Origin of the sequence: Microbacterium hydrocarbonoxydans, from assembly GCF_011752045.1 — a bacterium.
Classification (GTDB): domain Bacteria; phylum Actinomycetota; class Actinomycetes; order Actinomycetales; family Microbacteriaceae; genus Microbacterium.
Genome location: NZ_JAAKXW010000002.1, coordinates 391546 through 415644, shown reverse-complemented (window position 1 = coordinate 415644; position 24099 = coordinate 391546). Strand labels below are relative to the sequence as shown.

Annotated in this window: 22 protein-coding genes; 15 read left to right on the top strand and 7 right to left on the bottom strand. The window is 69.9% G+C overall.

Annotation, left to right across the window (positions count from 1 at the left end):
• Positions 1–28: 28 nt before the first annotated feature.
• The gene (locus tag G6G98_RS10220) at positions 29–499 is read right to left on the bottom strand and encodes a hypothetical protein (protein WP_067347920.1); all 471 of its coding nucleotides are present in this window, start codon (positions 497–499) and stop codon (positions 29–31) included.
• Between the two features lie 64 nt (positions 500–563).
• Positions 564–725: a hypothetical protein gene (locus G6G98_RS10215; RefSeq protein WP_166706088.1), complete on the bottom strand. Its 162-nt coding sequence runs from the start codon at positions 723–725 to the stop codon at positions 564–566.
• 110 nt (positions 726–835) lie between these two features.
• On the opposite strand from G6G98_RS10215, the gene G6G98_RS10210 reads away from it, so the two are divergent.
• A complete protein-coding gene (locus G6G98_RS10210; protein WP_067347917.1) occupies positions 836–1825 on the top strand; it encodes a GlxA family transcriptional regulator in 990 nt (329 codons plus the stop codon).
• Between the two features lie 27 nt (positions 1826–1852).
• Here the strand turns inward: G6G98_RS10210 and moaA are convergent, their stop codons facing one another.
• Complete coding sequence (gene moaA, locus G6G98_RS10205) at positions 1853–2950, bottom strand: GTP 3',8-cyclase MoaA (protein WP_164234635.1); 1098 nt, start codon at positions 2948–2950, stop codon at positions 1853–1855.
• Between the two features lie 283 nt (positions 2951–3233).
• Between moaA and G6G98_RS10200 the strand changes: the two genes are divergently transcribed.
• The 5 genes from G6G98_RS10200 (at position 3234) to xdhC (ending at position 10117) form a co-directional block, all read left to right on the top strand.
• The gene (locus tag G6G98_RS10200) at positions 3234–3746 is read left to right on the top strand and encodes a nucleoside deaminase (protein ID WP_164234636.1); all 513 of its coding nucleotides are present in this window, start codon (positions 3234–3236) and stop codon (positions 3744–3746) included.
• A gap of 26 nt (positions 3747–3772) precedes the next feature.
• Complete coding sequence (locus tag G6G98_RS10195; protein WP_164234637.1) at positions 3773–5287, top strand: NCS2 family permease; 1515 nt, start codon at positions 3773–3775, stop codon at positions 5285–5287.
• A 62-nt stretch (positions 5288–5349) separates the two neighbouring features.
• On the top strand, positions 5350–6852 hold the full coding sequence (locus G6G98_RS10190; RefSeq protein WP_164234638.1) for a xanthine dehydrogenase small subunit: 1503 nt from the start codon (positions 5350–5352) through the stop codon (positions 6850–6852).
• A complete protein-coding gene (gene xdhB, locus G6G98_RS10185; RefSeq protein ID WP_164234639.1) occupies positions 6849–9236 on the top strand; it encodes a xanthine dehydrogenase molybdopterin binding subunit in 2388 nt (795 codons plus the stop codon). Before G6G98_RS10190 ends, xdhB begins: the two co-directional genes overlap by 4 nt.
• 26 nt (positions 9237–9262) lie before the next feature.
• Positions 9263–10117, top strand: coding sequence for a xanthine dehydrogenase accessory protein XdhC (gene xdhC / locus G6G98_RS10180; RefSeq protein ID WP_164234640.1), 855 nt, complete (start codon positions 9263–9265; stop codon positions 10115–10117).
• Between the two features lie 54 nt (positions 10118–10171).
• Here xdhC and G6G98_RS10175 read toward each other — a convergent pair whose 3' ends face one another.
• Both G6G98_RS10175 and G6G98_RS10170 read right to left on the bottom strand, forming a co-directional pair.
• A complete protein-coding gene (locus G6G98_RS10175) occupies positions 10172–10339 on the bottom strand; it encodes a hypothetical protein (protein WP_164234641.1) in 168 nt (55 codons plus the stop codon).
• 120 nt (positions 10340–10459) lie between these two features.
• Complete coding sequence (locus G6G98_RS10170; RefSeq protein WP_208321466.1) at positions 10460–11161, bottom strand: NRDE family protein; 702 nt, start codon at positions 11159–11161, stop codon at positions 10460–10462.
• A 331-nt stretch (positions 11162–11492) separates the two neighbouring features.
• Here G6G98_RS10170 and coaBC point away from each other — a divergent pair, with 331 nt between their 5' ends.
• The 7 genes from coaBC (at position 11493) to G6G98_RS10135 (ending at position 17747) form a co-directional block, all read left to right on the top strand.
• Positions 11493–12692, top strand: coding sequence for a bifunctional phosphopantothenoylcysteine decarboxylase/phosphopantothenate--cysteine ligase CoaBC (gene coaBC, locus G6G98_RS10165; protein WP_164234643.1), 1200 nt, complete (start codon positions 11493–11495; stop codon positions 12690–12692).
• A 76-nt stretch (positions 12693–12768) separates the two neighbouring features.
• The gene (locus G6G98_RS10160) at positions 12769–13626 is read left to right on the top strand and encodes an HpcH/HpaI aldolase/citrate lyase family protein (RefSeq protein ID WP_067347889.1); all 858 of its coding nucleotides are present in this window, start codon (positions 12769–12771) and stop codon (positions 13624–13626) included.
• Positions 13627–13661: 35 nt separating this feature from the next.
• Complete coding sequence (bcp, locus tag G6G98_RS10155) at positions 13662–14129, top strand: thioredoxin-dependent thiol peroxidase (protein ID WP_067347885.1); 468 nt, start codon at positions 13662–13664, stop codon at positions 14127–14129.
• Between the two features lie 145 nt (positions 14130–14274).
• On the top strand, positions 14275–14793 hold the full coding sequence (gene uraD / locus G6G98_RS10150; protein ID WP_067347882.1) for a 2-oxo-4-hydroxy-4-carboxy-5-ureidoimidazoline decarboxylase: 519 nt from the start codon (positions 14275–14277) through the stop codon (positions 14791–14793).
• Complete coding sequence (gene uraH, locus G6G98_RS10145) at positions 14790–15131, top strand: hydroxyisourate hydrolase (protein WP_067347878.1); 342 nt, start codon at positions 14790–14792, stop codon at positions 15129–15131. The genes uraD and uraH overlap by 4 nt, the downstream gene beginning before the upstream one ends.
• A 7-nt stretch (positions 15132–15138) precedes the next feature.
• The gene (pucL, locus tag G6G98_RS10140) at positions 15139–16032 is read left to right on the top strand and encodes a factor-independent urate hydroxylase (RefSeq protein WP_067347875.1); all 894 of its coding nucleotides are present in this window, start codon (positions 15139–15141) and stop codon (positions 16030–16032) included.
• A gap of 212 nt (positions 16033–16244) precedes the next feature.
• Complete coding sequence (locus G6G98_RS10135) at positions 16245–17747, top strand: nucleobase:cation symporter-2 family protein (protein ID WP_164234644.1); 1503 nt, start codon at positions 16245–16247, stop codon at positions 17745–17747.
• Between the two features lie 347 nt (positions 17748–18094).
• On the opposite strand, the gene G6G98_RS10130 is transcribed toward G6G98_RS10135, so the two are convergent.
• A complete protein-coding gene (locus G6G98_RS10130) occupies positions 18095–18841 on the bottom strand; it encodes an SDR family oxidoreductase (RefSeq protein ID WP_164234645.1) in 747 nt (248 codons plus the stop codon).
• A 70-nt stretch (positions 18842–18911) separates the two neighbouring features.
• Here G6G98_RS10130 and aceE point away from each other — a divergent pair, with 70 nt between their 5' ends.
• On the top strand, positions 18912–21644 hold the full coding sequence (gene aceE, locus G6G98_RS10125) for a pyruvate dehydrogenase (acetyl-transferring), homodimeric type (RefSeq protein WP_164234646.1): 2733 nt from the start codon (positions 18912–18914) through the stop codon (positions 21642–21644).
• A gap of 70 nt (positions 21645–21714) precedes the next feature.
• Here aceE and G6G98_RS10120 read toward each other — a convergent pair whose 3' ends face one another.
• Positions 21715–22482 carry an IclR family transcriptional regulator gene (locus tag G6G98_RS10120; RefSeq protein ID WP_067347865.1) on the bottom strand — a complete coding sequence of 256 codons (768 nt, stop codon included), beginning with the start codon at positions 22480–22482 and terminating at the stop codon, positions 21715–21717.
• A 224-nt stretch (positions 22483–22706) separates the two neighbouring features.
• Between G6G98_RS10120 and G6G98_RS10115 the strand changes: the two genes are divergently transcribed.
• A complete protein-coding gene (locus G6G98_RS10115; protein ID WP_067347862.1) occupies positions 22707–24098 on the top strand; it encodes an NAD-dependent malic enzyme in 1392 nt (463 codons plus the stop codon).
• Position 24099 lies beyond the last annotated feature (1 nt).

Below are 24099 nucleotides of genomic sequence, written 5' to 3'. Positions count from 1 at the left end.
CGCCTTGCGGGGGGGGGGGGGGGGGAGATCAGAAGAAGCGGAAGAACAGCGACGACATCCAGGTGATGACCGTGCCGAGGATGCTCGAGCCGGCGATGCCGATCGCGATGCCGGCCAGCAGCGGAGATCCGGGGCGGCGGAGCGCCGTGATGCCGAGGATCAGGGCGACGACGGACCCGGCGACGCTGATGAGGCCCGTGGCGCCGCTGTACAGCTCGAGGAGCACTCCGTCGAAGTCGACGGCGCGGTAGGCGAACGGCAGCATCAGCGACATCAGCAGCGTCACCGTCATCGTGATCAGGGCGACGAGGAACGCGGCCCGGGCGAGTCCGTTCCCGGTGCCCGCCTGTCGCGGGGCCGGCGCGGCGGGATACGCCTGCGCCGACGGTGGGGAGCCGTACGGCTGCGCGATCGGCGGCTGCTGCGGCTCGGCAGGCGGGTACGCGGGGCCCGGCTGCGACGCGTACGGCGGGACGGGAGGCTGCGAAGGGTCGCTCATGCCGTCGAGCGTAACCGCATGCGCGGCACGACGGGGAGGTCAGAGGTGCCCATGCCGCGCGGTCTCAGCGGTATCCGTGCCCGATCTCTGCACGGTCGAGGGGCTCCCTGCCCGCGACGCGGCTCCAATCGGTCGGCACGGGACGGTAGCCGTCGCGGCGCACCTCGATGACGGTGGCGACGATCCCCCAGACGACGATGGCGATGAGTGCGATGACGAGTATCATGGCAGAAACACTACGTTCGACGTCTTACCGCCACGAGTGGCAGAAATGACTTAGTTCGTATGAAAACTGCCATGCTTCGACAATCTCAGCAAGCCAGACGAGGAGTGCACATGAAGACGGTGGCCTGCGTCATCCAGGACGGATTCGCCCCGTTCGAGTTCGGCGTCGCGTGCGAGGCCTTCGGGCTCGATCGCTCCGAGGACGGCATCCCGAACTTCGACTTCCGCGTGGTCGCACCCCGCCCCGGCGTCGTGCAGTCCAAGATGGGCTTCTCCCTCAACGTCGAGAACGATCTGTCCTTCGCGTACGAGGCCGACCTCGTGGTGTTCTGCCCGCTTCCGCGCGAACACTGGGGCAGCATCGACCCGCTGCTGCTGGACGTCGCCCGCGACGCGGTCGCCCGCGGCGCCTGGGTGATCAGCGTCTGCAGCGGCTCGTTCATCCTCGCCGCCGCCGGAGTGCTCGACGGTCGCAGGGCGACGACGCACTGGATGTACGCCCACCACCTGACCGCGATGTACCCGCAGATCGACGTCGACCCCGACGTGCTCTTCGTCCAGGACGGCCGCATCATCACCAGCGCCGGCACCGCGGCGGGGATCGACGCCTGCCTGCATCTGCTGCGCCAGGAGATCGGGGCGGAGCTGACCAACCGCATCGCCCGACGCATGGTCGTCCCGCCGCAGCGCGACGGCGGCCAGGCGCAGTTCATCGACCGGCCGATCCCCGTCGTCCCGAGCGACTCCCTCGCCCTGGTCGCCGACTGGGCGGTGGAGAACCTGCGCGAGGACCTCGGCGTCGACCAGCTCGCGGCCCGGGCGCTGATGTCGCCGCGGACGTTCGCACGCCGGTTCAAGGCCGAGTACGGCGCGACGCCGGCCGCCTGGCTCGCCCGCCAGCGCATCATCCATGCGCAGCGGATGCTGGAGCGCACCGACCTCCCCCTGGAGCAGATCGCCGACCAGTGCGGCTTCGGATCGGCCGCCGTGCTCAGGCAGAACTTCGCCCGCGTGCTGGGGCTCACGCCGACCGCCTACCGTGCCCGGTTCTCCTGCGCCGACGAGGACTGCGCGACCGAGGAGGACAGCGACGCCGCCTGAGCGCACCGCTGCCGGCCGGGTGCGGGCTCAGCCGCCGATGTAGCTCATCTCGATGCGGTTGCGCGCTGCGCGCAGCTCCGGGGTGAGGCTGGAGCGGATCTCGGAGTAGCGGTCGTCGCGAGCTCCCCAGAGGGAGGACAGCGCGGCCGCGAGCTGCTCGTCGTCGGCGCCTCCGCGCAGCAGCGCGCGCAGATCGTGCCCCTCGGTGGCGAACAGGCAGGTGAAGAGCTTCCCCTCGGTGGAGATGCGGGCGCGGTTGCAGGTGCCGCAGAACGCGTTCGTCACCGAGGAGATCACGCCGATCTCACCGGTGCCGTCGGCGTAGCGCCAGCGTGCGGCCGTCTCGCCTGGCGCCGCCGGCGCCGCGGGCTCCAGCGGATGCAGGGCGCTGATGCGCTCGACGATCTCCGCGGAGGGCACGACCTCGTCGAGGGACCACCCGTTCGAGGTGCCGACATCCATGTACTCGATGAAGCGCAGCGTGTACGGCGTGCCCTTGAACCGGGTCGCCATCGCCTCGATCTCGCCGTCGTTGAGGCCTCGCTTGACGACCATGTTCAGCTTGATGGGGGCGAGGCCGGCCTCGTGGGCGGCGTCGATGCCCTCGAGCACCCGCGCGACCGGGAAGCGCACGTCGTTCATGCGCTGGAAGAGCTCGTCGTCCAGGGAGTCGAGGGACACGGTCAGCCGGTCGAGCCCCGCATCCTTCAGGGACCGCGCCTTGACGGTGAGCGCCGAGCCGTTCGTGGTCAGTGCGATCTCCGGGCGGATGCCGTCGGCGCCCCGCAGTGCGGCGAGCCTGGCGATGAGGTCCTCGAGGCCGCGCCGGAGCAGCGGCTCCCCGCCGGTGAGGCGGATCTTGCGCACGCCATGGGCGACCGCGACCCGTGCGATCCGCTCGATCTCCTCGAAGCTCAGCAGTTCATCACGGTCGAGGAATGCATAGTCGCGGCCGAATACCGATCGCGGCATACAGTAGACGCAGCGGAAGTTGCAGCGGTCGGTGACCGAGATCCGGAGGTCGCGCAGGGGGCGGTCGAAGCGATCGGCGAGGCGGCCGGAGGAGGGCAGGCGGAGTGCCCCGGCGGTCCGGTCCGAGCCTGCGGCGGTCGGCGTGGACGCCATGCTCCCACCCCCTTTCGACGGGGCAACGGTACACCGTCGCACCGGAATCGGCACAGCCGGTAAGGTCACGTTTCCATACCACGATGTGGAAAACCAGTTCCGAAGATTGTGTGGACCTTTGCGGATGCGGCTGTTACAGTCGAACCCAGCTCGGGCCTCAACAGAGGTCGTCGGGCGGAAAAAGCACAACCTAGCGGTTCGACGTATATCTCGTGGAAGCGGCCCGATCCTGGCCCGACCCGATAAGCCGTATCACTGCGACGACAGCAAGGAAGCTTTCCGCATGAACCGTATCGACGTGCCCGCTGACGGGCCGCAGCCGACTCCCGTCGAGTATCTCGCCCGCGCCGTCGCCCTCGCAACGGACAACGTCCGCAACGCCGGCGGTCCGTTCGGGGCCATCGTCGTGTCCGCGGACGGACGCGTCTTCGAAGGCGTCAACCGCGTCACCGCGAACCTCGACCCCTCGGCGCACGCCGAGGTCACGGCCATCCGGAACGCCTGCCAGGGACTGGGGACGTTCGACCTCACAGGCGCGGTGCTCTACACGAGCTGCGAACCGTGCCCGATGTGCCTGGCGACATCGCTGTGGGCGCGGATCGACCGCGTGTACTTCGCCGCGAACCGCGACGACGCAGCGGATGCCGGATTCGACGACGCGGTCTTCTACCGCTACTTCGAAGGAGGCGAGGAGGACCGGGCGATCATGCCGGTCACCCAGGAGACGCTGCCTCCGGCGCAGCGCGTCGCCCCCTTCACCGAGTGGAGCACCACCGCCACTCGCATCGATTACTGACCCGACTGAACGTACTGGAGCCGAAGATGTCTTCATCCGTTTCCCTGCCCGAGGAGTCCGAGGGCGAAGCAGTCCGGCCGGCGGAGCATCCGCCGCTGCCCACCGGCGCGACCACCACCGTCGACGCCGAGCCCAGGAACGCGCTCGACCGCTTCTTCGAGATCACGCAGCGCGGCTCGACCGTCGCCCGTGAGATCCGCGGCGGCATCGTCACCTTCGTGACCATGGCCTACATCGTCATCCTCAACCCGCTGATCCTCGGCGGCGTCGCCGACGTCGCCGGCACCGAGCTCAACGGGGTGCAGATCGGCGCGGCCACCGGCCTCACCGCCGGCGTCATGACCATCCTGTTCGGCCTGGTCGCGCGGCTGCCGTTCGCCCTGGCCGCAGGCCTCGGCATCAACTCCTTCCTCGCCGTCTCCGTCGTCGGCCAGGTCACCTGGGCCGAGGCGATGGGCCTCGTGGTCATCAACGGCGTGCTCATCGTGCTCTTCGGAGCCACCGGCATCCGGACCGCCATCTTCAACGCCGTGCCGCAGCCGCTCAAGGCGGCGATCACCGTCGGCATCGGCCTCTTCATCGCCTTCATCGGCTTCGTGGACTCGGGCTTCGTCAACCGCACGCCGGGCGGCCCGCCCGTGCAGCTCGGCGACGGCGGCTCGATCACCTCGGTGCCGACCCTGATCTTCCTGCTCGGGCTCCTCATCATCGGCGTGCTCGTCGCGCGGAAGGTGCCCGGCGGCATCCTCATCGGCATCGTCGCCTCGACCGTGATCGCGATCGTCGCGCAGGCGTTCCTCAAGCTCGGCCCGAGCTTCGAGGACCCGAAAGGCTGGCACATGACGATCCCGGAGATCCCGACGTCCTTCGTCACGATCCCCGACTTCGGCCTGATCGGCCAGTTCGACCTGTTCGGCTCGTTCAGCCGCATCGGCGCCCTCGCCGCCACCATGCTCGTCTTCACCCTGGTGTTCTCGAACTTCTTCGACGCGATGGGCACCATGACCGGCCTCGCGAAGAACGCCGGGCTCGCCTACAAGGACGGCATGTTCCCGCGGCTGCGCTCGGCGTTCGTCGTCGAAGGCTTCGGCGCCGTCGCCGGCGGCATGACCTCGACCTCCTCGAACACGGTCTACGTCGACAGCGCCTCCGGCATCGGCGAGGGCGCCCGCACCGGACTCGCCTCGGTCGTCGTCGGCATCCTCTTCCTGCTCTCGATGTTCTTCACGCCGCTCACGCTCGTGGTGCCCATCGAGGTCGGCTCGGCGGCTCTCGTCGTCGTCGGCGCGATGATGATGGCGCAGATCAAGGAGATCAAGTTCTCCAACTTCGCCGTCGCGCTGCCCGCCTTCCTCACCATCGTCACGATGCCGCTGACCTATTCGATCGCCAACGGCATCGGCGTCGGCTTCATCGCCTGGACCCTGGTGAACGCGCTCTCCGGCCGGGCCCGCAAGGTGCACTGGCTGATGTGGATCGTGGCGGTCGGCTTCACGCTCTACTTCGTCCGCGGGCCCATCGAGCAGCTGCTCGCCGGGTAGCCGAAGAATCCCTCCCCTCCGCCGCCGCACAGGCATAGACTCACTTCACTCGGGAGACCTCCATGAACGACATCGCCGTCAACGTCAACGGTCAGCGCCGGCCCCTCGCGGGCACCGCCGCCCATGCGACAGCGCTCGACTGGCTGCGGGACGTCGGTCTCTCCGGCAGCAAGGAAGGCTGCGCGGAGGGGGAGTGCGGCGCGTGCGCCATGCTCCTCGCGACGCCGACGCCGGACGGCGGCACCGCCTGGACCCCGGTGAACGCCTGCCTCGTCCCGGTCTATGCGCTGAACGGACAGGAGATCGTCACCGCGGAGGGGCTCGGCAGCCCCGAGGCCCTGCACCCGGTGCAGGAGAAGCTGGCAGAGGCCGGCGGGTCGCAGTGCGGATACTGCACCCCGGGCTTCGCCTGCAGCATGGCCGGCGAGTTCTATCGCGAGGACCGGAAGGCCCCGGCGGGCGACGGCGAGGACTGCCCTGTCCACGATGCCGAGCACGGCCCGAACGGGTTCGACCTGCACGCCCTCAGCGGCAACCTCTGCCGCTGCACCGGCTACCGGCCGATCCGCGACGCCGCCTACACGCTCGGCGAGTCGGCGGCCGACGACCCGCTGCAGCAGCGCCTCGCGGAGCCCGCGCCGGTGCCGGTGCCGACGGATGCCGAGGTCGGCGGGGCCCGATTCCTCCGCCCGGCGACCCTCGACGAGACGCTGCGCCTGCTGCGCGACGAGCCGGAGGCCCTGCTCGTCGCGGGTTCCACCGACTGGGGCGTCGAGGTGAACATCCGCGGTCGCCGGGCTCCGCTCGTCGTCGCGATCGAGCAGCTCGAGGAGCTGCGCACCCTGCGCGTCTCGGATCAGGAGATCGAGATCGGCGCGGCCCTCTCGCTGTCCGAGGTGGAGAAGCGCCTCGACGGCACGGTGCCGCTGCTCGCCCAGCTGTTCCCGCAGTTCGCGTCCCGGCTGATCCGCAACCGCGGCACCTTCGGCGGCAACCTCGGCACCGGCTCTCCGATCGGCGACACCCCGCCCGCCCTGCTCGCGCTCGGCGCGAAGCTCGTGCTGGCCTCGGCGCCGGCATCCGGCAGCGGTCTCGTCGAGCGCGAGGTCGACCTGGCCGAGTACTTCACCGGCTACCGGCAGACCGTGCGCCGACCCGAGGAGCTCATCCGCGCCATCCGCATCCCGCTGCCGCTGGCGAAGGTGACCGCCTTCCACAAGATCGCGAAGCGCCGCTTCGACGACATCTCCAGCGTCGCTGTGGCGTTCGCCCTCGACATCGAGGGCGGCGTCGTGACCGCGGCGAAGATCGGCCTCGGCGGCGTCGCCGCCACACCTTTGAGGGCCTCCGCGACCGAGGAGGCCCTCGTCGGCAGGCCCTGGGACATCGCGACAGTGCGCGCCGCGTCCGAGATCCTCGGGTCCGAGGGCACCCCGATGTCCGACCACCGGGCGAGCGCCGGCTACCGCGCGCTCATGCTCAACACCGCACTGCTGAAGCTGTACAGCTCGACACTCGCGCCTGATCACAAGAGCAGCATCGACTCGAAGGAGGTGCCGGCATGAGCGCTCTCGCCGATCGTCCGGCCGACCCCGTGGTGGGCACCCGCGCCGCGCACGAGAGCGCGGCCCTGCACGTCACCGGCGCCGCGATGTACACCGACGACGTCGCCGCGCACACGGCCGGCGTGCTCACCGCCTGGCCGGTGCAGTCCACGAACGCCCACGCGAAGGTGACGGTCGACGTCTCCGGCGCGTACGACGTCCCGGGCGTCGTCCGGGTGCTCACCGCCGAGGACGTGCCGGGCGTGAACGATGCCGGCATCAAGCACGACGAGCCGCTGTTCCCCAGCGAGGCCATGTTCTACGGGCACGCCCTGGTGTGGGTGCTCGGCGAGACGCAGGAGGCCGCACGCCTGGGCGCCGAGCGGGTGAAGGTCGAGTACGAGCCGCTGCCCTCGCTGATCACCGTGCACGACGCCATCGAGGCGGGCTCGTTCCAGGGGATCGCGCGAACGGTGCAGCGCGGCGACGCGGCATCGGCCCTCGCCTCCGCCGCCCACGTCTTCGAGGGGGTCACCGAGTTCGGCGGCCAGGAGCACTTCTATCTGGAGACGCACGCCTCCTTCGCCCAGCGCGACACCGAGGGCGGCTACTTCGTGCAGTGCTCGACGCAGCATCCGTCCGAGACGCAGGAGATCGTCGCGCACGTGCTCGGCATCAGCTCCAGCGAGGTCACGGTGCAGTGCCTGCGCATGGGCGGCGGCTTCGGCGGCAAGGAGATGCAGCCGCACGGCTTCGCCGCGATCGCAGCGCTCGGCGCCAAGCTCACCGGCCGGCCGGTGCGCCTGCGACTCAACCGCACGCAGGACATCACGATGACCGGCAAGCGGCATCCGTTCCACATCTCATGGAAGGTCGGCCTGGACGCCGACGGGATGCTGCAGGGCCTGGACGCCGTGCTCACCTGCGACGGTGGCTGGAGCCTCGACCTCTCCGAGCCGGTGCTCGGCCGGGCGCTCTGCCACCTCGACAACGCCTACTGGATCCCGAACGTGCACGCGCACGGCCGCATCGCGAAGACGAACAAGACCTCGAACACCGCCTATCGCGGCTTCGGCGGCCCGCAGGGCGTCTTCCTCATCGAGGACATCCTCGGCCGGGTGGCCCCGGCGCTGGGCATCGACCCGATCGAGCTGCGGCAGCGGAACTTCTACCGGCCCGGTCAGAGCACGCCGTACGGACAGCTCGTGAAGGACGCCGAGCGGATGGACACCATCTGGGGTCAGCTCCGCGAGGAGGCCGACGTCGACGCGCGCCGTGCGGAGATCGCCGAGTTCAATGCGCGGAGCCTGCACCTGAAGCGTGCGATCGCGATGACGCCGATCAAGTTCGGCATCTCCTTCAACTTCGCGGCCTTCAACCAGGCCGGCGCGCTCGTGCACGTCTACAAGGACGGCTCGGTGCTGATCAACCACGGCGGCACCGAGATGGGCCAGGGACTGCACACGAAGATGCTGCAGGTGGCCGCGACCGCGCTCGGACTCGAGCTGCACCAGGTGCGCCTCGCGCCGACGCGCACCGACAAGGTGCCCAACACCTCGGCGACCGCGGCCTCCTCGGGCAGCGACCTCAACGGCGGCGCGGTGAAGAACGCATGCGAGCAGATCCGCGAGCGTCTCGCCAAGGTGGCGGGCCGGCTGCTGAACGTCGACGAGCGCGACGTGGTGTTCTCCGGCGGGTTCGTCACGGGCCTCGGCAACCGCGAGCAGCGGCTGAGCTTCGCCGAGGTCGTGAATGCGGCCTACCTGCAGCGCGTGCAGCTGTTCGCCGCCGGCTACTACCGGACCGAGGGGCTGCACTGGAACCCCGACATCATGCAGGGGTCGCCGTTCAAGTACTTCTCCTACGGCAGCGCCGCCACCGAGGTCGAGGTCGACGAGTTCACCGGTGCGTACACGGTGCGCCGCGTGGACATCATCCACGACGTGGGCGACTCGCTCTCGCCGATGCTCGACATCGGGCAGATCGAGGGCGCGTACGTGCAGGGCGTCGGCTGGCTGACGCTCGAGGAGCTGCGCTGGGACGAGACCGACGGCCCCAACCGCGGCCGCCTGCAGACCCAGTCGGCGTCGACGTACAAGCTGCCGAGCTTCTCGGAGATGCCCTCGGAGTTCCACGTCCGCCTGTTCGAGAACGCCCGCGAGGACGGCGCCGTCTACGGTTCGAAGGCCGTCGGTGAGCCGCCGTTCATGCTCGCGTTCAGCGCCCGCGAGGCGATCCGCCAGGCCGTGGCCGAGTTCGGGCCCGCGGGGCACATGGTCGAGCTCGCGTCGCCGGCGACGCCCGAGGCGGTCTTCTGGGCCGTGCGCGCCGCGCAGCAGGCGGCGGATGCCGAGGGCTCGGCTGCGTCATCGCACGAGCTCGTCGGCGCCGACAGCGTCGGCTGAACCGGCGCAGTCCGAGAGGCACGGTCATGGACTGGCTCGACGCCCTGCAGGACCTGCGCGCGGCGCGCACCCCCGCAGTGGTGGTGACGCTCGCGCTGGTTCGCGGGCACGCTCCGCGCAACGGCGGCGCGAAGATGGTTGTCGCCCCGGACACGGTGTTCGGAACCGTCGGGGGAGGGAACCTCGAGGCGACCGCCGTCGAGCGCGCGCGGGCGATGCTCGCCGAGGGCGCGGCGGAACCGGAGCTGCTGACCCTGACGCTCAGCGACAAGGCGGTGACGGAGTACGGGGTGCAGTGCTGCGGAGGAGAGGTCACGATGATGCTGGAGCCCATGCGAGTGACCCCGGGCATCGCCGTGTTCGGCATCGGTCACGTCGGACTGGAGCTCGCGCGCATCCTCGCCCGGCACGAGGTCGACCTGCACCTCATCGACTCGCGGCCGGAGATGCTGACCGCCGAGCGGATCGGGGTTCCGGGACGGTCCGGCGTCTTCGCCGACGCCGTGGCGCGGATGCACATCACGCATGCGCCGGTGCCGGAGGCGGCCCTGGCGGGGCTGCCCGCCGGATCGCACGTGCTGGTGATGACCCACGACCACGTCGAGGATCTCGCGATCGTCGACATGTCGCTGCGCACCCCGGGGCTGGCCTCGATCGGGCTCATCGGCTCGGCGTCGAAGTGGGCGCGCTTCCGCAAGAAGCTCGGCGAGCTCGGTCACGGGGAGGACGCCCTGGCGCGGGTGACCACGCCGATCGGCATCCCCGAGGTCGCGGGCAAGCAGCCGGCCGTGATCGCCGTCAGCGTCGCCGCCCGGCTGCTGCAGCTCATCGACGAGGCCGCGGTGGTGGAGTCGGCGCCTGCGGCGCCTGCTCAGGAGTGAGGCCAGGGGCCGCCGCGTGCGCGGGCGTTCCCTGCGCCCGTCGCGGGCTCGACGTCAGGAGGCCTTGGGGAAGAGGATGCGCATCGCGCGGAGGTAGCTGTTGCCGCGCTCGCCGCCGGCGGGGATGTAGAAATCGGGATCGATGTTGACGATCGGCTGCTCGCGGACCGTGCGGTTCGCAGCGGGGGCCTTGGTCGTCTCATGGCGGTTCATGACGGTCACCTCTCTCCTCGGACGTTCAGTCGTTCTAGATTCCATAATCCGGAACTAATGTTTTGAACTATGGAAAGAGTACGTCGAAGTCGGGCGCGCCGTCAAGGGTTTCGCTGTAGAGGGCCGGAATCAGTCGGCCCAGTGCGCCGGTGCAGGCAGGGCGTGATAGTCGACGTCGACTCCCGTCGCGGTCACGGCGGCGGTGCAGTACAGCAATGATTGGGTGGGGTAGCCGTGGGGGCGGTTGTCGCGGATGATCGCCCTGTCGTCCTCAGGGGAGAGGCGGGCGGATGCCGCCAGCACGGCGATCCACTCCGCCGGCCAGTCGGCGCTCGCCGCGGCAGGGTCGAGCGCGCGGAACTCGGGCAGCCAGGCCGCGATGCGCGGGGTGCCGGGGTCGTCGAGGTCGTCGTGCGCGATCATGTGCGTCCCCGCGTCCACGGCCGTCTCACGCAGGAGTGCACCGTCCCAGCTGAGCACCCGTGCCCCCTCGGCGCCCACCTCGAGAAGGTTGAAGCCGTGCATCGAGAGCGGCGCTGCGGGGGAGCGGCCGCTGACCGACTCCAGTGCGAGCGAGCCGCGGGAGAGAGCGAGTTCCTCCGGCAGGTCCACGACGTCGGCGCGGTTCAGCAGCACCGCGAGGCGCCGCTCCGCCGGATTCACCGCGAGCCAGGCGCCGCCGGCGCGCCGATCCCGGATGCCGGACACTCCGGGGTACTGCTCGGGCCACCAGGCGCCGAGCGCATCCCACTCGCGCAGCGGGTCCTCATCGCGCACGGCGAGCAGCCGCGCCGCGTCCGACCCATCGACATCGATCACGACCGTGCACACGGTCGTCAGTCTAGGTCGTGCCCGCGAGTGACAGCTCGGTCCGGGCCGGCGCGTGCGTCCCGGGGTTCGGGCTCTGGATGGCGGGATCCGGGTGCGCGTCGTTGTCGGGTTTCGCGGGTGGTGGCGGCGATTCCGCGCACGTGGTTGGGGGATGCGGGGGTCCGGGCTCTGGGTGGCGGCATCCGGGTGCGCGTCGTTGTCGGGTTTCGCGGGTGGGGGCGGCGATTCCGCGCACGTGGTTGGGGATGCAGGGTTCGGGGCGTGGCGGCGGGAGCGGATGCTGCTGCGGCCCGCGCGCCCGCGGCACCGGATGCTGGGGCAGAATCGAACCGTGAACATCGTCGTCTCCGTCACCGGCGGCATCGCCGCCTACAAGACCGTGCACCTCGTGCGCCTGCTCACCAAGGCGGGCCACGATGTGACCGTGGTGCCGACGGAGGACGCGCTGCGCTTCGTCGGCCTGCCCACCTGGGAGGCGATCAGCCGCCACCCCGTCACGACGAGCGTGCACGACGACGTCGCCAGGGTGCGCCACGTGGCGCTCGGCCAGAACGCCGATCTCGTGGTCGTCGCCCCCGCCACCGCGAACTCGATCGCGAAGATGGCGGCGGGGCTCGCCGACGACCTCTTCGGCACCACGCTGCTGGCGACCGAGGCGCCCGTCCTCATCGCCCCGGCGATGCACGCGGAGATGTGGCGGCATCCGGCCACTCAGGCGAACATCGCCACGCTCCGCGCGCGCGGCGTGCACATCGTCGGCCCTGCCGACGGCGAGCTCGCGGGCGGCGACAGCGGCCTGGGGCGGATGTCGGAACCGGAGGAGATCTTCGACGCCGCTGTGGCGCTGCTCGCTCCGCGCGACCTCGACGGGCTGACCGTGGCGATCTCGGCCGGCGGCACCCGGGAGCCGATCGACCCCGTGCGCTACCTCGGCAACCGATCCAGTGGACGCCAGGGCGCTGCCCTCGCTGCGGAGGCGGCGGCCAGAGGTGCGGAGGTCGTGCTGGTCGCGGCGAACATCTCCGCAGACGTGCTCTCCGCGGCGCAGCATCCGTCGATCCGGGTCGTGCCGGTCGGCTCCGCCGCGGAGCTGTCGGCGGCGATGAAGGATGCCGCGGCTGAGGCCGACGTCCTCGTGATGGCCGCGGCCGTGGCCGACTACCGGCCGGTGGCGGTGTCGGACCGCAAGCTCACGAAGGAGGGTGGCGGCATCCCGCCGATCGAGCTCGTGGAGAACGAGGACATCGTCGCCGCCCTCGTGGCCGCCCGCCGGCCGGGTCAGCTCGTCGTCGGCTTCGCGGCGGAGACCCCCGAGGATGAGGAGGAGCTGTTCGCCCGCGCGCGCCGCAAGCAGCAGCGCAAGGGCGTCGACGTCCTCGTGGTCAACGAGGTCGGCTGGGATCGGGGCTTCGAGAGCGCCGACAACGCCGTGCACATCCTCGGGCGCGACGGCGCGGCCGCCGGATCGGCATCGGGGTCCAAGCGCGCGGTGTCCGCCGCCGTCTGGGATGCGATCGCCGGCGCGCGCTGAGGGCTGGCGCCGCAATCCCCGGAGCGTTACAATTTTCGAACTGTAGAAGTCTGATTCCACAGAACGGAAATCACCCATGAACGCTCCTCTGCCCGCCCGAGCACCGCGCGAGATCGCGCCCGAACTGGCCCGCTCCTGGCTCCTCGTCGCCGCGACCAGGCCGGAGACCTTCGACGACGCGGCCGCGTCCGCCGCCGACGTCGTCGTGCTCGACATCGAGGACGCGGTCGACGCCAGCCGCAAGGACGAGGCGCGGCAGGGAGTCGTCGACTGGCTCTCCGGTGGCGGCAGCGGCTGGGTGCGCATCAACGACGCGACCAGCGAGCACTGGGACGCCGATCTCGAGGCCCTGCGCGACGCCCCCGGACTGCGCGGCGTGATGCTGGCCAAGACCGAGCTCGGCGGCCAGGTCATGGACACATACAACCGCCTCGGCGCCCGCGTGCCCGTGGTGGCTCTCGTCGAATCCGCCATGGGCATCGAGAACGCGACCGAGATCGCCCGGGCCAAGGGCGTGTTCCGCCTGGCGTTCGGCAGCGGCGACTTCCGCCGTGACACCGGCATGTCCGCCGACAGGGAGGCCATGGCGTATCCGCGTGCGCGGCTCGTGATCGCCAGCCGCTGCGGCGAGCTCCCCGGGCCGATCGACGGGCCCACGGTCGGCAGCAGCCACCCGCTCCTGCGCGAGCAGTCCGCGATCACGGTGTCGATGGGCATGACAGGCAAGCTCTGCCTGTCGCCGGATCAGACGCCGGTCGTCAACGAGGTCATCAGCCCCACGCGCACGGATGTCGAGTGGGCGCACTCGTTCCTCGAGGACTTCGACGCCCGCGGCCGGATCGTGCGCGACGGCAGCGACCTGCCGAGGCTCGGCCGCGCCCGCAAGATCTTGCAGCTCGCCGAGGCCTTCGAGGTCCACCTCGTCCTGCGCTGAGCGCGCCCAGAACCACCGAGAGAAGGAGAACCATCATGACCGCACGACTCGCCGCCGGCGACGCCGCCCCTGACTTCACCCTCGCCGACGCAGACGGGAACGGCGTCGCGCTCGCCGACTACCGCGACAGGAGCGTCGTCGTGTACTTCTACCCGAAGGCTGCGACGCCCGGATGCACGACGGAGGCCTGCGACTTCCGTGACAACCTCTCCTCCCTCGCCGCAGCCGGATACGCCGTGCTCGGCGTCTCGCCCGACACGGTCGAGGAGATCCGTGCCTTCGCGGATGCCGAGGGGCTGACGTTCCCGCTGCTGGCCGACTCCGACGCTGCCGTGGCGCGCGCCTGGGGCGTCTGGGGGGAGAAGACCGTCGGCGACCGCACCTTCGACGGCGTCATCCGCTCCACGTTCGTCCTCGACGGCGACGGAATCGTGCAGCGCGCCGAGTACGGCGTCGACCCGAACGGACATGTCGCTAGGCTCCGAGAAGAACTCGGTGTCTGAAAAGGGTTGACAACCGCTCGGACCTCACGCACACTAGTTGCACATGCTGAAATAACAGTTCCGGGATACGGAAATCAGTCTCTCCCTCGGGGGAGTTCCGTATAGCTCTTACACCCCGGATGCCAGTATGTGCTGAGGTACGAAGATGTTGCTCGAAGAGTTCAACGCCGCATCCCGTGACGCAGCCGTCACGTTCGTGAAGCCGGCGCTCGACATCCCCCGTTGGATCGACGCGATCGTGGACGCACGTCCCTACGCATCCGTCGAGGACCTGACCGCCGCCGCCCTCGAGGTCGCCGCTCCGCTCAGCGAGGGCGAGCTCGATGGCGCGCTGGCGCATCATCCCCGGATCGGGGAGCGCCCGCAGGGCGCCACCGCCGAGGCCGCGCTCGCTCGCAACGAGCAGTCCGGCGTCGACGCCTCCGCCGCCGAGGCCCTCGCCGCGGGCAACCGGGCGTACGAGGAGAGGTTCGACCGGGTGTTCCTGGTCCGCGCCGCCGGCCGCAGCGCCGACGACATCCTCGCCCTGCTGCAGCAGCGCCTCGGCAACACCCCCGAGCAGGAGCTGGCGGTCATCGACCAGCAGCTGCGCGAGATCGCCGCCCTGCGCCTGGCCGGAGCCGTCGAGGCCCCCGGCGCCGAGACAGAAGGAGCACGCGCATGAGCGTCTCTCACGTGACCACCCACATCCTGGACACATCGATCGGGCGCCCCGCGCCCGGCGTCGCCGTCGAACTCGAGGCCCGAGCCGGCGACGGATGGGTCGGGATCGGTACGGGCCTCACCGATGCTGACGGGCGGGTGAAAGAGCTGGGCCCCGAGAGGCTGGAGAGCGGTGCGTACCGCCTCCGGTTCGACACGGCGGCCTACTTCGCCGGCATCGACACGGACACCTTCTTCCCGGAGGTGGTGTTGACCTTCCTGGTCGACTCTGAGCAGGCGCACTATCACGTGCCGCTGCTGCTCAGCCCGTTCGCCTATTCCACTTACCGAGGAAGCTGAGTACGAAATGACCGACATCATTCTGGGAAAGAACCAGTACGGCAAGGCCGAGAACCGCGTCGTCCGCATCACGCGCGACACCCCCCGCCACGAGATCGAGGACCTGAACGTCACCTCGCAGCTGCGCGGCGACTTCGCCAGCGCGCACTTCGACGGCAACAACGAGAACGTCGTCGCCACCGACACGCAGAAGAACACCGTGTACGCCTTCGCCAAGGACGGCATCGGCAGCCCCGAGGACTTCCTCCTGCGTCTCGGCCGTCACTTCACGGGCGAGTTCGACTGGGTGACCGGCGGCCGCTGGTCGGCCGAGCAGTACACGTGGGCCCGCATCGAGGGCGACAGCGGCCCGCACGACCACGCCTTCGTCCGCGCCGGCACCGAGACCCGTACGGCGATCGTCCAGATCGACGGAGACGACACCGTCGTCATCGGCGGACTGCAGGACCTCACGGTCCTCAAGTCCACCGCGAGCGGCTTCGTCGGCTACCCGCGCGACAAGTACACGACGCTGCCGGAGACCGAGGATCGCATCCTCGCGACCTCCGTCACGGCCCGGTGGCGCTACAACCGCATCGACCTCGACTTCAACGAGGTCTTCGCCGACGTCCGCCGCCTGCTGCTCGCCGGCTTCTCGCGCAACTACTCCTACGCGCTGCAGCACACGCTGAAGGAGATGGCCGAGGCTGTGCTCGAGGCGCACCCCGAGATCGACGAGATCCGCTTCTCGACGCCGAACAAGCACCACTTCGTCGTCGACCTGTCGCCGTTCGGCCTGGAGAACCCCAACGAGGTGTTCTTCGCGGCCGACCGTCCGTACGGGCTCATCGAGGCGGCGTTCCTGCGCGACGGAGCCGACACCGACCACTGGTCGTGGACGGGCGCGGCGAACTTCTGCTGAGCCGCCCGCGTCCACCGCATCCTGACTGCGATCGACTGATCGCCTGAACTGTGCCGGCGACCTTGCCGGCGCACCCGGGGTGAGCCCGTTCCCGACGCACCGGGCTCACCCCGCACCCTCTTCGAGGCTGCCCGCCGACGGGCTGCTTCGCCATGCCCACAAACCGACACGCCCACCCCGATTCAGCGGGTCACGGACAAGGAGGTCCATCGATGTTCGCAGCACGCAATTCCACGAAGACCAAGACGAAGACCGAGTCGAACCGGCCAGAGGACGAGCGCCTCGGCGTCGGGACCGCCTTCACGTTCGGTCTCCAGCACGTCCTCACGATGTACGGCGGCATCATCGCCCCGCCGCTGATCATCGGCAACGCGGCGGGCCTGACGCCCGCCCAGGTCGGCGTCCTCGTCGCAGCCTGCCTCTTCATGGGCGGTCTCGCGACCCTCCTGCAGACCCTCGGCATCCCCTTCTTCGGCTCCCAGCTCCCGCTCGTGCAGGGCGTCTCCTTCGCGGGCGTCGCCACCATGCTCGCGATCGTCAACCAGGGGGCGGGCCTCAGCGCGGTGTTCGGCGCCGTGATCGTCGCCTCGCTGATCGGTCTCGTGATCGCGCCCTTCTTCGCGCAGATCGTGCGGTTCTTCCCGCCGGTCGTCACCGGGACGGTGATCACCATGATCGGCCTGTCGCTGGTCCCCGTCGCCGCGCGCTGGATCACCGGCGCGAACCCCGAGGCGCCGAACTACGCCGACCCGGTCTTCGTCGGCATCGCCGGCTTCACGCTGCTCGTCATCATGCTGCTCAGCAAGCTCGGCAACGCGACCATCTCCCGCCTGTCGATCCTGCTCGCCATGGTCATCGGCACGATCTTCGCGGCGCTCATCGGCAAGGCCGACTTCTCGAAGGTCTTCGAGGGGCCGGTCTTCGCCTTCCCGACGCCGTTCGCCTTCGGCGCGCCGACCTTCGACTTCGCGGCGATCATCTCCATGACCATCGTCGTCCTCGTCATTCTCACCGAGACCACCGCCGACATCATCGCGGTCGCCGAGATCACCGGCTCCAAGGTCGACCGCAAGCGCATCGCGGCCGGTCTGCGCGCCGACATGGCGTCCAGCGCCATCTCGCCGATCTTCAACTCGTTCACTCAGAGCGCGTTCGCGCAGAACGTCGGCCTCGTCGCGGTCACGAAGATCAAGAGCCGCTATGCGGTCGCCGCCGGTGGCGTGATCCTCATCATCCTCGGCCTGCTGCCGGTGCTCGGCCGCATCGTCGCCGCGGTCCCCACCGCCGTCCTCGGCGGGGCGGGCCTCGTGCTCTTCGGCACCGTCACCGCTTCCGGCATCCGCACGCTCGCCAAGGTGAAGTACGACGGCAACATGAACCTCATCATCGTCGCCGCCTCGCTCTCCTTCGGCGTGCTGCCCGAGGTCAACCACGACATCTACACGAACTTCCCGACGTGGTTCCAGGTCATCTTCGGCTCCGGCATCAGCTCGGCCGCGATCATGGCGATCCTCCTGAACCTCGTGTTCAACCACTTCCAGAAGGGCACGCCGGAGAACCCCTCTGTGTTCGCCGCGAGCCCGGTGCGCGCCGTGAAGACCGATGTCATCCGCGTGCTCCGCGACGGGGACCGCTACGTCGACGGCAAGCTCATCGACGCGAAGGGCACACCCATCCCCGTGGTCGACGACGAGCCGGCCGGCTCGGGGCACTGAGGCCGAGTGCTCTCATCGGGGCCTGCGGATCTGCGTCCGCGGGCCCCGATGCCTTGACAAGCGCACCCCGGGAAGCGCACACTTGTTACACATATTGAAATAGTTCTTTCATGATATGGAAGAACAGCTCGAACTGCTCCCGGGGGTCGCGGCCGCGCGCCGCGCAGGAGCGGCAGAGCCGTATGTGAGGTACGCCGGTCCTCTTGCCGGCGCATCAGGGGTGAGCCCGTTCCTTTGACGCCGGGCTCACCCCGAACCCCGAATCCCGTTCCCCGAACCCTGAATCCCGAGAAGCTTCCGACCCGCGCATCGACAGGAGGTCTGCGATGATCGGCATCCGTCTGCGCTCAGCCGCGGCCGCCGAACGGCATCCCGGAGGCTGCCACGGTCAGCGAGGAGATGTTCGCCTCGGCGGGCAGCTGCGCCATGAAGAGCACGGCGCGCGCGGCATCCGCCACGTCGAAGGTCGGCTCCACCCTGCGCGTGCCGTCCGCCTGCAGCGCGCCGGAGCCCACGCCGAGCTCGGTCATGATCGAGGTCCGGGCGTTGCCGATGTCGATCTGGCCGGCGGACACGCCGTGCGCGCGGCCGTCGAGGTCGATGGACTTCGTGAGACCCGTGATCGCGTGCTTCGTCACGGTGTACGCCACCGAGAGCGGCCGCGGCACGTGGGCCGAGATCGAGCCGTTGTTGATGATCCGTCCGCCGGACGGCTGCTGGGCGATCATCGCCCGCATCGCCGCCCCGGCGCACAGCAGCGAGCCGGTGAGGTTCACGTCCAGCGTGCGCTGCCAGTCCTCGAGCGAGATCTCCGCGGCGGATGCGGCGGGCCCGAACGCGCCGGCGTTGTTGAACAGCACGTCCACGCGGCCCCACTCGGCGACCACTCGCGCGAACAGCGCCTCCACCTCCGCCTCGACGGTGACGTCGGTGGGCACCACCAGCGCGTGCGGATGCTCGGCCGCGGTCTCCCGCAGGGCATCCTCGCGCCGGCCGGCCAGAGCCACGCGGAATCCGGCCTCCAGAAGCGCGTGCGTCACGGCACGGCCGATCCCTGAACCCGCACCCGTCACGACGGCGATCCGTCCGTCCATCCCGACACCTCCGACTTCGACCATCTGCCCGACCGGCAGCTTCCCTCCATCTAACAAGAAAGGCCGAACCGTGACCGACAATCGCGTCTCCGCCCTCACGAGCAGTGCCGCCACAGGCAGTGCCCCCGCAGCCGCCGACTTCGACCCCGAGGAGACCGCGGAGTGGCTCGAGTCCCTCGACGCGCTGATCAGCCAGCGCGGCCCCGATCGCGGCGAGCACATCGTCCGCACGCTGGCCGACCGTGCCGGCATCCGCTCGGAGCCGAGCGCGACGACCGACTACGTCAACACGATCCCGGTCTCGGCAGAGCCCGAGTATCCCGGCGACGAGGAGCTCGAGCGCCGCTACCGCGCCTGGATGCGCTGGAACGCCGCCATCATGGTGCACCGTGCGCAGCGGCCCGGCATCGGCGTCGGCGGGCACATCTCCACGTACGCGGGAGCGGCGACCCTCTACGAGGTCGGCTTCAACCACTTCTTCCGCGGCAAGGACCACCCCGGCGGCGGCGACCAGATCTACTTCCAGGGTCACGCCTCCCCGGGCATGTACGCCCGGGCCTTCATGGAGGGCCGCCTCAGCGAGGAGGATCTCGACGGCTTCCGCCAGGAGAAGTCCCGCGAGGGTCACGCGCTCTCCTCCTACCCGCATCCGCGCCTGATGCCGGAGTTCTGGGAGTTCCCGACCGTGTCGATGGGCATCGGCCCGATGAACGCCATCTACCAGGCGCAGTCGAACCGGTACCTGCACGGCCGCGGACTGAAGGACACCTCCGACCAGCACGTCTGGGCGTTCCTCGGCGACGGGGAGATGGACGAGCCGGAGTCGCGCGGCCTGCTGCAGCTCGCCGCGAACGACAGCCTCGACAACCTCACGTTCGTCGTCAACTGCAACCTGCAGCGCCTCGACGGCCCCGTGCGCGGAAACGGCAAGATCATCCAGGAGCTCGAGGGCTTCTTCCGCGGCGCCGGCTGGAACGTCATCAAGGTCATCTGGGGCCGTCAGTGGGACCCGCTGCTGGAGGCGGATGCCGAGGGCGCTCTCGTCGACATCATGAACACCACCGTCGACGGCGACTACCAGACCTACAAGGCCGAATCCGGCGCATTCATCCGGGAGAACTTCTTCGGCCGCGACCCGCGCACCCGCGCCCTCGTCGACGGTCTCACCGACGACGAGATCTGGGGCCTCAAGCGCGGCGGCCACGACTACCGCAAGGTGTACGCGGCCTACGCGAAGTCGATGGAGCGCAACGGCAAGCCCACCGTCATCCTCGTCAAGACGGTCAAGGGCTACGGCCTCGGCCAGCGCTTCGAGGCGCGCAACGCGACGCACCAGATGAAGAAGCTCACCCTGCAGGACCTCAAGGACTTCCGCGACCACCTGCGGGTGCCGATCACGGACGCCCAGCTCGAGGCCGACCCGTATCAGCCCCCGTACTACCACCCGGGCGCGGATGCTCCGGAGATCGCGTACCTGCACGAGCGCCGCCGCGCGCTCGGCGGGTTCGTGCCGGAGCGGCGCCCGCACGCCTCGGGCGAGATCGCGCTGCCGGACCGGAAGGCGTACGAGGTCGCCGCCCGCGGCTCGGGCAAGCAGGAGGCCGCCACGACCATGGCGTTCGTCCGCGTGCTCAAGGACCTCATGCGCGACCCGGATTTCGGCAAGCGCATCGTCCCGATCATCCCGGACGAGGCGCGCACCTTCGGCATGGACGCGTTCTTCCCGACCGCGAAGATCTACAACCCGAACGGGCAGAACTACCTCGCCGTCGACCGCGACATCGTGCTCTCGTACAAGGAGTCGACCTCGGGGCAGATCGTGCACGTCGGCATCAACGAGGCGGGCTCGATCGCGGCGTTCACCGCGGCCGGCACCTCGTACGCCACCCACGGCGTGCCGCTGGTGCCGGTGTACGTCTTCTACTCGATGTTCGGCTTCCAGCGCACCGGCGACTCCCTCTGGGCGGCCGCCGACCAGATGGCCCGCGGCTTCCTCATCTCCGCGACGGCGGGGCGCACCACGCTGACCGGCGAGGGCCTGCAGCACGCCGACGGCCACTCGCCTCTCCTCGCTGCCACGAACCCGGCCGTGGTCACCTACGACCCTGCGTTCGGCTACGAGATCGGCCACATCATGCGCGCGGGCATCGAGCGCATGTACGGCCCGTCGTCGGAGGACCGGAACGTCATCTACAACCTGATGGTCTACAACGAGCCGATCGTGCAGCCGGCAGAGCCGGAGGGCGTCGACGTCGAGGGCATCCTCGGCGGCATCCACCGGATCGCTCCGGCGGCCGGCGACGGCCCGCGGGCGCACCTGCTCGCCTCGGGCATCGGCGTCACGTGGGCTCTCGAGGCGCAGCAGCTGCTGCGCGACGAGTGGGGCGTGGCGGCGGACGTCTTCTCGGTGACCTCCTGGACCGAGCTGCGCCGCGACGCCGTGGCCGCCGAGGAGGACGAGTTCCTCGGGCGCGGCTCGCGGACGTCGTTCCTCGTGAAGCAGCTCGAGGGCGCCGAGGGGCCGATCGTCGCCGTGAGCGACTACGCCAAGGACCTGCCCGACCAGGTGCGCCAGTTCGTGAAGAACGACTGGGCCACCCTGGGCGCCGACGGCTTCGGCTTCTCCGACACCCGCGCGGCCGCGCGCCGCTTCTTCAAGATCGACGGCCCGTCGGTCGTGGTGCGGACGCTGCAGCTGCTCGCGAAGCGGGGAGAGGTGGATGCCGCGATTCCGGCCCAGGCGGCCGAGAAGTACCGCCTGCTGGACGTGAACGCCGGCACCAGCGGCTCCGACGCCGAGTAGGCGCCGGAACGACGCGGCCGCCGGAGGGACGGGAGATCCTCCGGCGGCCGTTCCGCATGAACGGCCTCCGTCAGGAGACCAGCTCGTCGCCGATCGCGGCGGCGGCGCGGCGCAGCAGCGGCACGGCGCGGGCGCCGAAGGCCTCGTCGACGCGCGAGATCGGCCCGGAGACCGACACGGCGGTCGGCGTCGGCGCGTCCGGCACAGCCATGGAGAAGCAGCGGACGCCGATCTCCTGCTCCTGGTCGTCGATCGCGTAGCCGCGCTCGCGGATGCGCTCGAGCTCGACGAGCAGCTCGTCGACGGTGCCGATGCTGTGCTCGGTCGGCGTCGGCATCCCGGCGCGCGTGACGATGCCGCGGACGGTGTCGTCGGGGAGCTGCGCGAGGATCGCCTTGCCGACGCCGGTGTCGTGCAGGTGGGCGCGGCGACCGACCTCGGTGAACATGCGCATCGAGTGCAGCGACGGCACCTGGGCGACGTACACGATCATGTCGCCGTCGAGCACCGCCATGTTCGCGCTCTCGCCGAGAGCGTCGACGAGGCCCTTGAGCTGCGGCCGGGCGAGCGCGCCGAACTGGCGCGAGGCGCCCTCGCCGATGCGGATGAGGCGCGGCCCCAGGGCGTAGCGGCGGTTCGGCAGCTGCCGCGCGTAGCCGAGCGAGACGAGCGTGCGCAGCAGCCGATGGATCGTCGGGAGCGGCAGATCGGTGGATGCCGCGAGCTCGCTGAGCGTCACATCGCCACCGGCATCCGTCACCAGCTCCAGGAGCTCGAACACGCGCTCCACCGACTGCACGCCGGATCCGGCCCCCTTCGGGGTCTTGTTCTCGGCCATCGAAACCTCCATTGTGTCGCGATCATTCCATCATGCGAGAGCCCGGTATCGGAACTCGGACGGCTCTGAAGTTCGACGCGTGTGCATGACTTCTCCGGAAGTATTTCGCGTCTTGCGCGAAACTTCCATAACGTAGATAATAGAGTCCACGATACGAAAATCGCTACACAATCACACGGTGGGTCCGGGCGTCGCAGCCCGGCGCATCTCGACGAGGAGGAATCATGGCGAATCCGGGTCCCGGAAACTCCATCACGCTGCGGATCGACGCTCCGTCGAACTTCAGCGTCACCAGCGAGCTGGCCGCAGCCGCGGCCGAGGCGGGAGCCGCGGTCACCGCGCTCGACGTCGTCGAGTCCCATCCGTCGACGATCGTCGTCGACCTCACCTGCAACACCGCGGGCGAGGAGCACGCCGAGCAGGTCCGCGCCGCGATCGACGCGCTCGAGGGCGTCACCGTCCGCCTCGTCAGCGACCGCACCTTCCTCATGCACCTCGGCGGCAAGCTCGAGGTCAACCCGCGTGTCCCCCTCCGCAACCGCGACGACCTGTCGCGCGCCTACACCCCGGGCGTCGCCCGCGTCTGCATGGCGATCGCCGAGGACAAGAGCAAGGCCCGCAAGCTCACCGTCAAGCGCAACACCATCGCCGTCGTCACCGACGGCACCGCCGTGCTCGGCCTCGGCGACATCGGCCCCGAGGCCGCGCTTCCCGTCATGGAGGGCAAGGCCGCCCTGTTCAAGCAGTTCGCGAACGTCGACGCCTGGCCGGTCTGCCTCGACACCAAGGACACCGAGGAGATCATCTCCATCGTCAAGGCCATCGCCCCGGTCTACGGCGGCGTGAACCTCGAGGACATCGCCGCCCCTCGCTGCTTCGAGATCGAGGCGCGCCTGCGCGAAGAGCTCGACATCCCGGTCTTCCACGACGACCAGCACGGCACCGCCATCGTCACCCTCGCGGCCCTCCGCAACGCCCTCAAGGTAGTCGGGAAGAAGTTCGAGGACGTGCGCATCGTCGTCTCCGGCGTCGGCGCCGCCGGCAACGCGATCGTGCAACTGCTGCTCGCCGAGGGGGCGCGGGACATCGTGGCCTGCGGCCGCGACGGGGCGATCCACGCCGGCGCCGAGTACACCGACGCGCACCGTCGCGAGCTCGCCGCGACCACGAACCCGCGCGGCTTCCAGGGCACCCTCAAGGAGGCCATGGTGGACGCCGATGTCTTCATCGGCGTGAGCGCCCCGAACATCCTCGACGAGAACGACATCGCCGCTATGGCCGACGACGCGATCGTCTTCGCGATGGCGAACCCGACCCCCGAGGTCGACCCGGTCGTCGCGTCGAAGCACGCCGCCGTCGTCGCCACCGGCCGCAGCGACTTCCCGAACCAGATCAACAACGTGCTGGCGTTCCCCGGCGTCTTCCGCGGCCTGCTCGACGCGGGCGTGTCGGACATCACCGCGCCTATGCTGGTCGCAGCCGCCGAGGCCATCGCTTCCCGCGTGGGCGACGACGAGCTCAACGCGAGCTTCATCATCCCCAGCGTGTTCGACCCGCTGGTGGCCGGCGCGGTCGCCGAGGCGATCGTCCGCGTCGCCGCATCGAGCCAGGAGTGAG

Excerpts from the sequence above, each read along its gene's own strand:
- xdhC (WP_164234640.1), top strand. The coding sequence starts at position 9,263 with ATGGACTGGCTCGACGCCCTGCAGGACCTGCGCGCGGCGCGCACCCCC.
- uraH (WP_067347878.1), top strand. The coding sequence starts at position 14,790 with ATGAGCGTCTCTCACGTGACCACCCACATCCTGGACACATCGATCGGG.
- G6G98_RS10215 (WP_166706088.1), bottom strand. The coding sequence starts at position 725 with ATGATACTCGTCATCGCACTCATCGCCATCGTCGTCTGGGGGATCGTC.
- G6G98_RS10115 (WP_067347862.1), top strand. The coding sequence starts at position 22,707 with ATGGCGAATCCGGGTCCCGGAAACTCCATCACGCTGCGGATCGACGCT.
- pucL (WP_067347875.1), top strand. The coding sequence starts at position 15,139 with ATGACCGACATCATTCTGGGAAAGAACCAGTACGGCAAGGCCGAGAAC.
- bcp (WP_067347885.1), top strand. The coding sequence starts at position 13,662 with ATGACCGCACGACTCGCCGCCGGCGACGCCGCCCCTGACTTCACCCTC.
- xdhB (WP_164234639.1), top strand. The coding sequence starts at position 6,849 with ATGAGCGCTCTCGCCGATCGTCCGGCCGACCCCGTGGTGGGCACCCGC.
- G6G98_RS10220 (WP_067347920.1), bottom strand. The coding sequence starts at position 499 with ATGAGCGACCCTTCGCAGCCTCCCGTCCCGCCGTACGCGTCGCAGCCG.
- G6G98_RS10210 (WP_067347917.1), top strand. The coding sequence starts at position 836 with ATGAAGACGGTGGCCTGCGTCATCCAGGACGGATTCGCCCCGTTCGAG.
- uraD (WP_067347882.1), top strand. The coding sequence starts at position 14,275 with ATGTTGCTCGAAGAGTTCAACGCCGCATCCCGTGACGCAGCCGTCACG.
- moaA (WP_164234635.1), bottom strand. The coding sequence starts at position 2,950 with ATGGCGTCCACGCCGACCGCCGCAGGCTCGGACCGGACCGCCGGGGCA.
- G6G98_RS10195 (WP_164234637.1), top strand. The coding sequence starts at position 3,773 with ATGTCTTCATCCGTTTCCCTGCCCGAGGAGTCCGAGGGCGAAGCAGTC.
- G6G98_RS10200 (WP_164234636.1), top strand. The coding sequence starts at position 3,234 with ATGAACCGTATCGACGTGCCCGCTGACGGGCCGCAGCCGACTCCCGTC.
- G6G98_RS10135 (WP_164234644.1), top strand. The coding sequence starts at position 16,245 with ATGTTCGCAGCACGCAATTCCACGAAGACCAAGACGAAGACCGAGTCG.
- G6G98_RS10190 (WP_164234638.1), top strand. The coding sequence starts at position 5,350 with ATGAACGACATCGCCGTCAACGTCAACGGTCAGCGCCGGCCCCTCGCG.
- G6G98_RS10130 (WP_164234645.1), bottom strand. The coding sequence starts at position 18,841 with ATGGACGGACGGATCGCCGTCGTGACGGGTGCGGGTTCAGGGATCGGC.
- G6G98_RS10160 (WP_067347889.1), top strand. The coding sequence starts at position 12,769 with ATGAACGCTCCTCTGCCCGCCCGAGCACCGCGCGAGATCGCGCCCGAA.
- G6G98_RS10120 (WP_067347865.1), bottom strand. The coding sequence starts at position 22,482 with ATGGCCGAGAACAAGACCCCGAAGGGGGCCGGATCCGGCGTGCAGTCG.